General features: G+C 56.4%; 12 protein-coding genes. 8 read left to right on the forward strand and 4 right to left on the reverse strand.

Going from position 1 to position 12,478, the window contains the following annotated elements:
• Window positions 1-36: 36 nt before the first annotated feature.
• Window positions 37-1,050: a cytochrome d ubiquinol oxidase subunit II gene (gene cydB, locus DWX75_RS05390; protein WP_118015307.1), complete on the reverse strand. Its 1,014-nt coding sequence runs from the start codon at window positions 1,048-1,050 to the stop codon at window positions 37-39.
• Complete coding sequence (locus DWX75_RS05395; protein WP_118015308.1) at window positions 1,050-2,417, reverse strand: cytochrome ubiquinol oxidase subunit I; 1,368 nt, start codon at window positions 2,415-2,417, stop codon at window positions 1,050-1,052. The genes cydB and DWX75_RS05395 overlap by 1 nt, the downstream gene beginning before the upstream one ends.
• 201 nt (window positions 2,418-2,618) lie before the next feature.
• On the opposite strand from DWX75_RS05395, the gene DWX75_RS05400 reads away from it, so the two are divergent.
• The 6 genes from DWX75_RS05400 to DWX75_RS05425 all read left to right on the forward strand — a co-directional run bounded on the left by DWX75_RS05400 (window position 2,619) and on the right by DWX75_RS05425 (window position 8,539).
• The gene (locus DWX75_RS05400) at window positions 2,619-3,488 is read left to right on the forward strand and encodes a 4Fe-4S binding protein (RefSeq protein ID WP_118015309.1); all 870 of its coding nucleotides are present in this window, start codon (window positions 2,619-2,621) and stop codon (window positions 3,486-3,488) included.
• 69 nt (window positions 3,489-3,557) lie between these two features.
• On the forward strand, window positions 3,558-4,421 hold the full coding sequence (ispE, locus tag DWX75_RS05405; protein ID WP_199497525.1) for a 4-(cytidine 5'-diphospho)-2-C-methyl-D-erythritol kinase: 864 nt from the start codon (window positions 3,558-3,560) through the stop codon (window positions 4,419-4,421).
• Between the two features lie 16 nt (window positions 4,422-4,437).
• On the forward strand, window positions 4,438-5,166 hold the full coding sequence (locus DWX75_RS05410) for a GntR family transcriptional regulator (RefSeq protein ID WP_118015311.1): 729 nt from the start codon (window positions 4,438-4,440) through the stop codon (window positions 5,164-5,166).
• A gap of 67 nt (window positions 5,167-5,233) precedes the next feature.
• Entirely contained in the window at window positions 5,234-6,601 is a 1,368-nt protein-coding gene (gene glmU / locus DWX75_RS05415; RefSeq protein ID WP_118015312.1) for a bifunctional UDP-N-acetylglucosamine diphosphorylase/glucosamine-1-phosphate N-acetyltransferase GlmU, read from the forward strand.
• A gap of 187 nt (window positions 6,602-6,788) precedes the next feature.
• Window positions 6,789-7,736 carry a ribose-phosphate pyrophosphokinase gene (locus DWX75_RS05420; protein WP_118015313.1) on the forward strand — a complete coding sequence of 316 codons (948 nt, stop codon included), beginning with the start codon at window positions 6,789-6,791 and terminating at the stop codon, window positions 7,734-7,736.
• A gap of 119 nt (window positions 7,737-7,855) precedes the next feature.
• Window positions 7,856-8,539, forward strand: a complete 684-nt coding sequence (locus tag DWX75_RS05425) for a Crp/Fnr family transcriptional regulator (protein WP_118015314.1) — start codon at window positions 7,856-7,858, stop codon at window positions 8,537-8,539.
• A gap of 91 nt (window positions 8,540-8,630) precedes the next feature.
• Here DWX75_RS05425 and trxA read toward each other — a convergent pair whose 3' ends face one another.
• A complete protein-coding gene (gene trxA, locus DWX75_RS05430; protein WP_118015315.1) occupies window positions 8,631-8,939 on the reverse strand; it encodes a thioredoxin in 309 nt (102 codons plus the stop codon).
• 322 nt (window positions 8,940-9,261) lie between these two features.
• Here trxA and DWX75_RS05435 point away from each other — a divergent pair, with 322 nt between their 5' ends.
• Entirely contained in the window at window positions 9,262-10,110 is an 849-nt protein-coding gene (locus DWX75_RS05435; protein WP_118015316.1) for an undecaprenyl-diphosphate phosphatase, read from the forward strand.
• A 179-nt stretch (window positions 10,111-10,289) separates the two neighbouring features.
• Window positions 10,290-10,937, forward strand: a complete 648-nt coding sequence (gene pth, locus DWX75_RS05440; protein ID WP_118015317.1) for an aminoacyl-tRNA hydrolase — start codon at window positions 10,290-10,292, stop codon at window positions 10,935-10,937.
• An 82-nt stretch (window positions 10,938-11,019) separates the two neighbouring features.
• On the opposite strand, the gene DWX75_RS05445 is transcribed toward pth, so the two are convergent.
• Window positions 11,020-12,396 carry a transposase gene (locus tag DWX75_RS05445; protein ID WP_118015318.1) on the reverse strand — a complete coding sequence of 459 codons (1,377 nt, stop codon included), beginning with the start codon at window positions 12,394-12,396 and terminating at the stop codon, window positions 11,020-11,022.
• Window positions 12,397-12,478 lie beyond the last annotated feature (82 nt).

A 12,478-nucleotide genomic window follows, 5' to 3' on the forward strand; every position in this document is an offset into this window, starting at 1 on the left:
CGTTGTTTCATGGTGAGGTCGTGTCTTCCGGACGGCTCAATAATGCTCTTCGGCATCCTTGGGCGTGACGCGTTTGCGGAAGATGTAATACGACCAGATCTGGTAGAGAAGGACAATCGGCACGAAGATGCCGGCGGCGACTGTCATGACGGAGAGCGTATAAGGCGACGAGGAGGCGTTCGTGATCGTCAGGCTCCACGCCGGGTTCAGGCTCGAAACCATGAGGCGCGGGAAGAGGCCGGCGAAGAAGGCGACCGTCGTGGCGACGATGGCCAGCGAGCTCAGGATAAAGCTGGCCTTGCCCTTGCCGAGGTTCATGCTCAGAAGAGCGATGACGAAGAGCAGGGCGGCGCCAAAGAGGGCGACGGCTGCCAGCGGGCTCTGGAAGAGGTCCGTGTGTTCAAAGGTCAGCAGCATGCAGAGCACGAAGAAGATGGCAGCGGTGACGCCGACTTTGAGTGCGAGCGCCTGGCAGCGCAGGATGAGGCCCGTGTCCTTGAGGCGCAGCGTCAGGAAGGCAGCGCCGTGGAACAGGAAGACGAACAGGAACGCAAGGCCGCCGACAATCGTGTAGAGCGACAGCAGGTCGAAGAAACCGCCCATGTAGTTCATCTGGGCATTGATGGGCAGACCGGCGATGAGATTCGTGACGGCGACGCCCCAGAGAAAGGCTGGCACGACGCTGCCGAAGCAGATGGCACCGTCCCAGAAGCGACGCCAGCAGGGCGATTCCTGACGGCCGCGCAGGTCGAAGGCCACGCCGCGCAGGATGAGGGCGACGAGCATCAGGAAGAGTGCGAGGTAGAAGGCCGAGAACATCGTGGCGTAGACGTGCGGGAAGGCCGCAAAGAGCGCGCCGCCCGCCGTGATCATCCAGACTTCGTTGCCGTCCCATACGGGCGTGATGGTGCGCAGGATGACGCCGCGGTCCTCTTCCCGCGAGGAGAGGAAGGGCAGCAGTCCGCCGACACCGTAGTCAAAGCCTTCGAGGAAAAAGAAACCGGTGAACAGTACGACGATGAGGATGAACCAGAGAATGTTGAGATCCATCATGCGTCCCTCCCTTCCATTGCGATGCGGGTCTTGCGGACAAAGCGGATGGCAATCCAGAAGGCAACGATGGCCAGCAGCAGGTAGAGCACCGTAAAGCCGATCATCGTGATCCAGACATCCGTACCCGTGAGATTCGGCGAAACGGCTTCAGCCGTTTTCTGCAGGCCAACGACAATCCAGGGCTGACGTCCGGCTTCCGCGATGTACCAGCCGACGGAGTTGGCGATGTAAGGAAGCGGCAGCAGCCACGGCAGTACCTTGAGGAGCAGCGGGCAGGCCAGCGGACGCTTCTTCCAGGTGAGGTAGAGCGTGATGAGGCCTAAAAGGATCATGAGCCCGCCGATACCGATCATGAGGCGGAAGCTCCAGAAGAGGCCCTTCACATCCGGACGGTACTCGCCGGGGCCATACGTCGCGGCGTATTCCTGCTGCAGCTGATTGATGCCCTTGACGGCACCCGTCGGTGTATTGTAGAGCATGAAGGAGAAGGCGCCCGGTACGGTGATCTCCATGTTGTTCCTGTGGCTTTCCTCGTCGATGTCGGCGACGATAGCAAACGGAGCCGGATCAGCCGTTTCCCAGAGTGCCTCTACAGAGGAGAGTTTCATGGGGTTGGCCTGAGCGAGGTACTGGGCATGCATGTGGCCGCTGCCCATGGTGGCAAAGAGGCCGACGAGCATGTAGATGGCGCCGGCTTTGAGCGTCTGCGTGAAGGCGGCGCGGGATACTTCGTCATGCAGCACCTTCCAGGCAGAGACGGCCAGTACGAGGAAGCCGGCCGTGGCGATGGCCGAGAAGAGCGTATGCGAGTATTCGCCGAGGATGTAGTGATTTGTCACGAGAGAAAAGAAATCCGTCATCTCGGCGCGGCCGTTGTTGAGGGTGTAGCCGACCGGATGCTGCATGAAGGAGTTGGCGACGAGAATCCAGAAGGCAGACAGATTGCTCGCGAAGGCCACAATCCAAATGCAGATGCAGTGTGCCTTTTCTGAGAGTTTGTCCCAGCCGAAGATCCAGATGCCGAGGAACGTGGACTCGAGGAAGAAGGCGGTCAGGGCTTCGAGTGCCAGCGGGGCGCCGAAAATATCGCCCATGAAGCGGGAATATTCCGACCAATTCATGCCAAAATGAAATTCCTGTACGATACCGGTGACAACGCCCATCGAGAAATTGATGATGAAGAGCGTGCCGAAGAATTTCACGAGCTTGCGTGACGCGGCCTTCCACTGGGGACGCTTCGTCCGCACGTAACACGTCTCGAGCAGGGCCACGAAAATCGAGAGCCCCAGTGTTACGGGGACGAAGAGGAAATGGTAGACGGTTGTGATGGCGAATTGCCATCGTGATAGGATCAGTGCTTCCATTGAAATAGCCTCCTTTGATTATTTTGGGATGAATCAGGCTTATGTTTGTATTATATCGCAAAAGTCAGACGGAAACAATGGAAGCGGCAAGTAATTTTTAAAAGAAAACTATTATCGCTGATAAACACCATTTTTTCTGCAGTCAGCTATGCAGTTATGGTATAATAGGGTTCAAAATGAAGGACAGGAGTCATAGAGAAAATGCGAACGATTGATTTGAACCGCTGCCTCGTGCGCTATGCACAAGGGCAGTGCGATGCTTGTGAGGCCATCTGCCCGCAGGGAGCCGTTCATCAGCATGTGATAGATCCGAAGAAATGTGATGACTGCGGGCTTTGCCAGGCCGTTTGTCCCGCGGGGGCCATTGCGGGGACCGATGATTGTGCGGGGGCTCTTGCGAGGACCCGTCATCTGACTCGTCAGGTGCTCATGTGCCGCCGGGTGGAGGAGGCGGCACCTTCCTGCCTGGGCTTTCTGAACAGAAGGCTTCTCTGGTCGCTGACGCGCGAGCGTGAGCTCGCCATCGATATCTCGCGTTGCGAAACTTGCCGCCCGGCCGTTTTTCACTGGCTCGAGCAGGAGATTGCTGCTTGTCAGCAGGCCCTGGCAAAGGAGGGCCTGCCGCCCATTCGTCTCGTGAGGGTCCATCCGCGTGAACAGGCGCCGGCAGCCCCCGTCGTAGAACGCCGCAATTTTTTTCGCTCGCTTTTCCATTCGGCGACGGAAGGACTGCAGACCCTGGCTGAAGCACAGCAGACGAAGCTGTATGCCTTTGATTCCGCGCTCTGGATTGCCGCACAGGGCGGTGAACCTGGCGAACTCTTCCCGCAGCTCACGATTTCATCGGCCTGCAACACCTGCGGCCTCTGCACGGTGCTCTGCCCTGAGCGCGCTCTCTCGATGCGTCAGCCGGAGGGCATGCCGAAGACGCTGTACGTCTCGGCACTGGCCTGCAGCGGCTGCGGGCTCTGCGAGGCGAGCTGTCCGGTAAAAGCCATCACCTGCAAAAAAAACGGTGCAGATGTGCGATTGCCCGCCGATGGAGGCAGGGGAAAGCACAATGTATGTTGAATACATAAAGCATATTCCATATAATAATGTAGGACAGCTTATTTCGGTATGGATGAAGGAAGTGGGATATTGATTACGATAAATGGTGAGGCGAAAATCAACCTGACGCTTGACATCTTGGGCAAGCGCCCCGATGGCTACCATGAAGTCTCCATGGTCATGCAATCGGTGAGCCTTCATGATACGCTGCAACTGGAACGGATTCCAGAAGGCATTGAGCTCTTGATCGACGTGCCATGGCTCAAGGCTGACGACAAGAATCTCGCGTATCGCGCGGCGGCCCTGCTGCTTGCGCACAGCAGGGTACAGGGAGGTGTCCGGATCCATCTTACGAAGCGCATTCCAATGGCAGCGGGGCTGGCGGGCGGCAGCGCCGACGCGGCGGCTGTGCTGCGCGGCGTCAATGCGCTCTATGAGCTCGGGCTTTCCGTCGAAGAGCTCTGTGAGCTCGCCGGCAGGATTGGTTCGGACATCCCGTTCTGCGTGCGCGGCGGCACGATGCTGGCCACGGGGCGCGGCGAGGTCCTGAGGCGCCTGCCGCCTGTCCCTGCGTTTTGGGTCGTGCTCGCCAAGCCGCCGATTTCCGTATCGACGGCCTGGGCCTATCAGCATTACGATGCCGAGGGGGCCGCGCGCCATCCGGACAACGATGCCATGTGCCGGGCCCTTGCTGCAGGCAGCAGGGAGGAGCTTGCGCCGTTGTTGTGCAATGTCCTCGAAAGTGTTACTATAAAACAGTATCCTGTCATCGCCGCGTATAAGGAACAGATGATGCAGCAGGGTGCTCTGGCGAGTATGATGTCGGGCAGCGGGCCGACGGTCTTTGGCCTGCTGGAGACGAGAGAGGCGGCAGAACGGTTGGCCGCAGCGCTCAGAGAAAAGACTGATGCAGACGTGTTCGTCTGCCATACGACCCAGGAAGATTACGTTTAGAATTGAGGGAACCATTATGGATCAGAGATTAGCTCCGATTAAATTAGACAGCTATCAACCGTTACGCGAAGTCGTCTGCGAGTCCTTGCGTGATGCCATCCGCAAGGGCATCCTGAAACCCGGTGAGCGCATCATGGAAATCAAGCTGGCCGAGGAACTCGGTGTGAGCCGCACGCCTGTGCGCGAGGCCATCCGCAAGCTTGAGCTCGAGGGCTATGTGGTCATGATGCCGCGCCGCGGCACATACGTCGCCGATATGTCCATCCGCGACATCAATGAGATCTTTGAGATCCGTACGGCGCTCGAATCGCTCTCGAACGGGCTGGCGGCCGAACACATCACCGAGGACGAGCTTGAGCATCTGCAGCGCCTGCTCGTCATCATCGGCGGTTACATCAAAGAAGGGGACATGGACAAGATTGTCGAAACGGATATCGAGTTCCACGATCTCCTCTATCATGCGGCACGCAACAACCGCCTCGTCGGCATCATCTCGAATCTGCGCGATCAGCTCACGCGTTTCCGCACGCTCTCGATGTCGTATCCCGGCCGCCTCGAGGCCACGCTCGACGAGCACCGGGCCATCGTGGAAGCGATTGCCAATGGCGATGACCGTGCAGCCCGCAAGGCTGCCGAGCACCATATGGAGAATTCGGAGAAGACCCTGCTGAAGGCCATGGACGCCCAGAAGAAGCAGCAGGAAGCCCTTGCAGCCAAGAAGAGAGCGCATGCGGGCCGCAAGTAATCCTGCGGACAAGACGTGTGCGTCAAGGCATAACCAAACATTATTTTAGATAGGAGTCGTTTGAAACATGTCAGATTTAGTAACGGTAATCCTCGCGGCCGGTAAGGGTACGCGCATGAAATCGAAGCTGCCGAAAGTCCTGCACAAGGCCGGCGGCAAGACGATGCTGCAGCATGTCATCGATGCAGCCAAGGCGGCCGGTGCCAGGCGCAATATCGTCGTGACGGGCTTTGGCGGCGACGAAGTGCGCGCAGCCATCGGCGACCAGGCGGAATTCGTCACGCAGACGGAGCAGCTCGGCACGGGCCATGCCGTCCTGCAGACGGCAGACCTCCTGAAGGATGAGCAGGGCACGGTCATGGTCCTCTGCGGCGATACGCCGCTTCTGACTGGGGCGCTGCTCAAGAAGCTCTATGAAGAACATGTCGCAGCCGGTGCCAAGGCGACGGTGCTGACGGCCATCATGCCCGATGCCACGGGCTATGGCCGCATCATCCGTTCGGCAGACGGCTCGGTCGAGAAAATCGTCGAGCACAAGGACGCGACGGAAGAGGAGCGCCAGGTGAAGGAAGTCAATTCCGGCATTTACTGCTTTGCCGCCCGCGACCTCTTTAAAGCACTCTCGCACGTCACGAACGACAATGCACAGGGTGAGTATTACCTGCCGGATGTGCTGGAGATCCTCAAGAAGAAGGGCGAGAAGATCTGGGCCGTCGCTGCCGATGATTATGAGGATACGCTCGGCATCAATTCGCGCCAGCAGCTCGCAGGTGCCGAAAAGATCCTGCGCCGCCGCAAGAATGAGGAGCTCATGGCAGCGGGCGTCACGATCATGGACCCCGATACGACGTATGTTGATGACGATGTCGTCGTCGGCCGCGACACGATCCTCTATCCGGGGACCTGGCTCGAGCACGGCACGGTCATCGGTGAGGAATGCGAGCTCGGCCCGAATGTCCGCTTCCAGGACGTCAAATGCGGCAACCGCGTGACGGGGCAGTTCGTCTACGCGCACGAGTGCCAGATTGATGATGATGTCAAGCTCGGCCAGTTCGTCCATCTGCGCCCGAATACGCATCTCTTTGAGGGCGTCAAGATCGACAACTTCATCGAGGTCAAGAACTCAAACATCGGCAAGGGCTCGAAACTGCCGCATCTCTCCTACATCGGCGACTGCGACATGGGCGAGAATGTCAACATGGGCTGCGGCACGATCACGGTCAATTACGACGGCAAGATCAAGCACCGCACGAAGATTGGCGACAATGTCTTCGTCGGCTGCAACTCGAATCTCGTCGCACCGGTGACGCTTGAAGACGGTGCCTACATCGCGGCGGGCTCCACGATCACGAAGACGGCACCGGGCGGCAAGCTGACGATTGCCCGCGCCCGCCAGACCACGATCGAGAGATGGAGTGACAAGCGCGATCAGTGAGAATCCGCGAGAACCTGTGAGATAACGGGGCAGGAAGACGCGCAGGGAAAAAAGAAATGGGCAAATTTCAAGTCCATATGTCCTTTTTTGTCCAATCGTGTTATACTGATAAAAGAAGGAAGGCAGGTTCCAGCCTGCTCTTCCGGCAGAGAGATGTACATGTAAGGATTTGGAGGTTTTTTACAAAATGGCTTTAGACACTGGAAACTTATGCATCCTGACCGGTAACGCAAACCCGGATCTGGCGAAGAAGATTGCCGATCACATTGGCGTGAACCTCTGCGATGCATATGTCGGTCATTTCAACAACGGTGAGACGCAGGTCATGATCAGTGAGAGCATCCGCGGCAAGGATATCTTCATCATCCAGCCGACGTCTTATCCAGTCAATGATAACCTCATGGAGCTGCTCATCATGGCAGATGCCTGCAAGCGCGCTTCGGCACACAGCATCACGGCTGTCGTCCCGTATTATGCCTATGCTCGTCAGGATCGCAAGACGCGCGGCCGTGAGCCGATTTCCGCAAAGCTCGTGGCAAATCTCATGACCACGGCTGGTGTAACTCGTGTCGTAACGGTTGACCTCCATGCCGGTCAGATCCAGGGCTTCTTTGATATCCCTGTCGATCATCTGGCTGCTGCCCCGGTCATTGCGAACTATTTCCGTACGCAGAAGCTCGAAGATGTCGTCGTTGTCTCGCCGGATCTCGGCGGTGTAACGCGTGCGCGCATCCTCGCCGATCACCTGCAGGCACCGATCGCCATCATCGAGAAGCGCCGTCCGCGTCCGGGCTGCGCTGAGGTCATGAACCTCATCGGCGATGTCGAGGGCAAGACTGCCATCATCATCGATGATATCGTCGATACGGCCGGCTCCCTCTGCGAAGGCGCCCGCGCACTCGAGAAACGCGGTGCCAAGCGCATCTTCGCTTCCTGCTCCCATGCCATCCTGTCCGATCCGGCAGTCCAGCGCATCAACGAGTCTCCAATTGAGAAGCTCGTCATCACGGATACGATTCCGCTGCCGCCAGAGAAGCAGTCCGACAAGATCGTCGTCCTCTCGCTGGCTGATGCCCTAGGCGATGTCATCATGCGCATCCAGAGCCATCGTTCGGTCAGCCAGCTCTTCCGCTGATTTTCGGAAGCGCAGGCAATGGATCCCGGCCCGTGTGGCCGGGATTTTTCTATCTCAGGACGTGTTTTGGACGTGTTCCCTGGCCGGAGGTCCCGGTATTGCGAGGTTTATAGATTGCTATGGCAGAAAAGAATGCGACGGACCTCTTTATCCGTCATTTTGATTTTTGGCCGCATCTGAGCGACCAGGAGAAGGCCCTTCTGAACGAGCATACACATGCCGTCCATTACGAGGCGGGCACACAGGTGCACCGCGGGCCATTTGACTGCATCGGCGTGCTGCTCGTCAAGAAGGGGCAGCTGCGCGTCTACACGCTGTCGGAGGATGGGCGCGATGTGACGCTTTACCGCCTGTTTGCCGACGACATCGGCATCTTGTCGGCAGCCTGTACGCTCGATGCCGTGACGTTCGATGTCTACATCGATGCCGAGGAGGATACGGATGTGCTGCTCACGGATGCCGCCTCGTTCCGCCGCCTGGCTGACAACAACATCTACGTGCGCTGCTATGGCTACGAGATGGCAGCCGGCCGCCTGTCGGAGATGCTGTTCAAGATGCAGCAGGTGCTGTTCCTCTCGGCTGACCGCCGCTTTGCAATCTTTTTGCTCGAGGAGTGCGAGAAGACGAAGCAGGATGAGATTCATCTGACGCATGAGCAGATGGCGCGCTACATGGGCACGGCGCGTGAGGTCGTGAGCCGTCTCGTCAAGTATTTCGGCCAGGAAGGCTGGGTGCAGTCGGCGCGCGGCAGGCTGCGCATCCTCAACAAAGAAGCGCTGAAGAAGCTCGCAGGAGAATATTGACAGATAAAAGAGCCGCCCCGCAGCACGATATGTGCAGGGGACGGCTCTTTTCTGTGACAGGAGTATGGGAATGTGTACGGGAATGGGGATTTCAGCTTAGCAGAGACTCTACCTTTTCCTTCGGGATGAGTCCGACAGATTCATTGACTTTCTGGCCGTTGCGGAAAACGAGCAGCGTCGGGATGCTCATGATGTCGAACTGCTGCGCGAGTTCCGGCTGTTCGTCGACGTTGATCTTGCCGACTTTGACTTCCGGGCGTTCTTCGGCAACCTGATCGACGATTGGGGAGAGCATGCGGCAGGGACCGCACCAGGTAGCCCAGAAATCGACGAGTACCGTGCCGCTGGCCTTCAGGACCTCGGCTTCGAAATTCTCTTTGGTGATGACGATGGCAGACATGATAAAACCTCCTATGGCTTCGATATGAAAATCGTATTGCAAGCGCTGCGCTGGAGAAAAGCGGTGCTTTGTTATCGTTGCTTTTAGTATAGTCGGAAGAACGGAGGTTTTCTGTGATTTACTCACATTTCCGCGGGAGGAAGGCCGGATGCACTTTTTTTCGCGTTGTTTAAGTCCTGTTTACCTTGGTTTGCTATACTCGGGCCATAAACAGAAGGTTGAGAGCCGCATGATTCCTGTAAATTTCCATGCATAGCCCTTGGAGCTGTGCTATAATGGGACATGCTGCAACAAAGAAAACAAACCGTAGGGGGAGAAAAACGTGGATTTAAGTATTGCCGATTTGCTCAAAACCATCATTCTGGGCATCGTCGAGGGCCTGACGGAATGGCTGCCGGTATCGAGTACGGGTCATATGATCCTGGTTGATGAGTTCATCAAGCTCAATGTCACAAAACAGTTCATGGACATGTTCCTTGTGGTCATCCAGCTCGGCGCCATCATGGCCGTCGTCGTGCTGAGCTTCGAGAAACTCAACCCGTTCTCGTCCTGGAAGACGCGTCAGGAAAAGCGGGATACCGTACAGCTTTGGATGAAGGTCATCGTAGCCTGCATCCCGGCGGCCGTCATCGGCCTGCTCTTCAACAAGTACATGGAAGAGCATTTCATGACGGCTCTCGTCGTGGCGACGACGCTGATTTTCTACGGCATCATGTTCATCATCGTCGAGAATTACAACAAGCATCGCCGTCCGCGCATCACGGATCTGCGCCGCCTCGACTACAAGACGGCACTCATCATCGGCCTCTTCCAGGTGCTCTCGCTGGTGCCTGGCACGAGCCGGTCCGGTGCGACGATCCTCGGCGGCCTGCTCTTCGGCACGAGCCGCACGGTGGCTGCCGAGTTCACGTTTTTCCTGGCGATCCCCGTCATGTTCGGCGCCAGCGCGCTCAAGATGGTCAAGTTCGGCTTCCACTATACGGGCGCTGAGATCGTCATCATGGTCGTGGGCATGGTCACGGCATTCATCGTCTCCGTCTTGTCCATCAAGTTCCTGATGCGCTATATCAAGACGAATGACTTCAAGGCGTTCGGCTGGTACCGCATCGCACTCGGCATCGTCGTGCTCGCTTACCTGTTCTTGGTTGGCGATCCGACGGCCAACGACTGATTTTCATCGGCTTTCAGGCTGCTGCACAGGCATTTGCTGTGCAGCAGTTTTTTCATTATGGAAGCAAGGGCCTTTGTGACCTGGGTCTTGGTGCTGACAGTATGGCTTCGATGTGATAAACTTATTGGTACAATGTTTGTTGACGTTTTGTTTCATAATAATAGAAAGAGGATCATTGCATGAAAATCATCGCAGGCCTTGGCAATCCGGGAACGGAGTATGCCAGGACGAAACACAATGTGGGCTTTATGTTTGTCGACGCGCTGGCGGAGGCACTGGGCGTCTCCGCCTCGGAATGGCAGGCGAAGTTCGATGCGCTCGTCGCTCCTGCCCGCATCGGCACGCAGAAGGTGCTGCTCGTCAAACCGCAGACGTACATGAATGAGAGTGGCCGCGCCATCGGACCGCTGCTCTCCTGGTACAAGCTCGAGCCGGAGGATCTCATCGTCGTGCACGACGATATGGATATACCCGTGGGCACCATCCGCATCCGCAAGAAGGGCAGTGCGGGCGGTCACAACGGCATCAAGTCCATTCTCGCGCATGTCGGGGACGAGCATTTCGCGCGCGTGCGCATCGGCATCGGCCGGCCGCTGCCGGGCTGGACGGTCGTCAATCACGTGCTGGCACCATTTTCTGACGAAGGGCAGCAGAAGATCGAGGATGCAATCAAGTACCTGGAACCCGCAGTGGAATGCATCGTGACGGATGATGTCGATGTGGCGATGAACCGTTACAATCCCAAGAAGCAGAAGAAAAAGAAGGCAAAGCAGGAAACGGCAGAGCCCGTTTCAGCAGGACAGAAGGAGCTTATAACTGTTAAATAAAATATAGAACTCAAACTTCGCACACCTGAATCCCTCATAAGATAAGGCCCCATCAGGTTTGCAGACATCTATCAATATCGCATCATGCACACTGTATTAGGCATCTTCCCCAGAAATCGGGCAGTTTTGCCAGGAACAGATTGAGCAACTTCTTAAGCTGCTTTTCGTCAAGAATATTGGCTTCCTTGGCGCAATTTATCAGAAGTTCCAGCAACAAACTCAATGCGTCCAGATAGCGCAAATCTTCCAGTTCATCTATCGTCAGAAAAAACAATTCGCCAATGCTTCGTTTGTCTACTTGGCGGCGCTGTTCCAGCGCGAGCATCATATAGCGTGCGAAGACAATAGAAGTATGCGCCGTCAGGGCATCATACGAAATCGAGCGCGTTTCTTTTCCCAGTTTCAGGTAGGATTTGCACATCTTGAAGAAGACTTCAATGCTCCAGCGTTTACCATAGATCTGGATGACATCCTTTTCTGACAGGGTGAGATCCGTCGTAACCAGGACGAGATAATCGCCCTTCTTAGAGGCATTACGGACGAAGACCAGCCTTACGGGCAAGTGCTTGCCATCCTTGACGGCTTCAGCCCGGACGGAGAGCAGGTAAGTGGAGCGCCCCGGACGTTTCTTCTGATTCCGGTAAATCATCTTGACATCCTGCATGCGCCCTTGAAAAAAGAAGCGGAGTTTCTCGCTTTTCTTGACACGGGCGATGACATCATAGCCGAGCTCGTGAATCTGGTGCAGGGATGCCGGTGAGCAGAACCAGGAATCGAACAGGACGTGCTGCGCAGGAACCTGCGCGGCCTTTGCTTCCTTCAGCAATTCGAGGACGACCTCCGGGGCCTTGCGCTGTGCCAGTTTCCGCTGCTTGCCACCATTGCTGCGCGGGTCGATGTCCGCTGACGCACCTTGCAATTGCTGTCGCTTTGATGCAGATGAAAGCAAGCAGTGGCTGAGTGGCAGAAACGTATTCCCATCGCTCCAGCCGAGCGTGAGCATGCGGAAGCCTTTCACGTACGTGCCACTGACATGGTCGTAGACGCGTGCCAGCAATTCCACTTTCTTGGAGCGGTTGCGGCTGAACACCGAATCGTCAATGATGAGGACATTCCTCCTGGATTCGCTCGTCAGCGGTGCAATAACCTTCTGGATGATGGCCGTGCTCAGGAGCAGCGTGAACTTGCGCCAATGGATGGTACAGGAGTTCAGAAAGCGGTAGAAGGTGTCCTGCTCAAAGGGGATGGATTCCGGAGCATCCTTCTTCTGCTGGTAGAAGGACCGATGATGAAAGGCTGCTTCAAATGCGACCAGAAAGATGGACAGTACCTTGAAGCCACGCAGCTTATATGCATTACAACTGCGAAGGATTTGCCCGACATGGAATTCCGCAAAGAATTTCAGGATCTGAGAAGAAACTGGTTCACAGGAGCGATGATGATGTGCTACAATATTCATGGCATAAGCCCTCCGTTTGTGTTGTGGATTTTTCGTCACTTTCATTATACAAAACGGAAATGGCTTATGCTATTTTTATTTG

The sequence above is a fragment of the Mitsuokella sp. AF21-1AC genome (genome assembly GCF_003458855.1).
GTDB lineage: Bacteria > Bacillota > Negativicutes > Selenomonadales > Selenomonadaceae > Mitsuokella.

Coding starts and splice junctions, on each gene's coding strand:
- cydB (WP_118015307.1), bottom strand. CDS start 1,050: ATGGATCTCAACATTCTCTGGTTCATCCTCATCGTCGTACTGTTCACC.
- DWX75_RS05395 (WP_118015308.1), bottom strand. CDS start 2,417: ATGGAAGCACTGATCCTATCACGATGGCAATTCGCCATCACAACCGTC.
- DWX75_RS05400 (WP_118015309.1), top strand. CDS start 2,619: ATGCGAACGATTGATTTGAACCGCTGCCTCGTGCGCTATGCACAAGGG.
- DWX75_RS05410 (WP_118015311.1), top strand. CDS start 4,438: ATGGATCAGAGATTAGCTCCGATTAAATTAGACAGCTATCAACCGTTA.
- glmU (WP_118015312.1), top strand. CDS start 5,234: ATGTCAGATTTAGTAACGGTAATCCTCGCGGCCGGTAAGGGTACGCGC.
- DWX75_RS05420 (WP_118015313.1), top strand. CDS start 6,789: ATGGCTTTAGACACTGGAAACTTATGCATCCTGACCGGTAACGCAAAC.
- DWX75_RS05425 (WP_118015314.1), top strand. CDS start 7,856: ATGGCAGAAAAGAATGCGACGGACCTCTTTATCCGTCATTTTGATTTT.
- trxA (WP_118015315.1), bottom strand. CDS start 8,939: ATGTCTGCCATCGTCATCACCAAAGAGAATTTCGAAGCCGAGGTCCTG.
- pth (WP_118015317.1), top strand. CDS start 10,290: ATGAAAATCATCGCAGGCCTTGGCAATCCGGGAACGGAGTATGCCAGG.
- DWX75_RS05445 (WP_118015318.1), bottom strand. CDS start 12,396: ATGAATATTGTAGCACATCATCATCGCTCCTGTGAACCAGTTTCTTCT.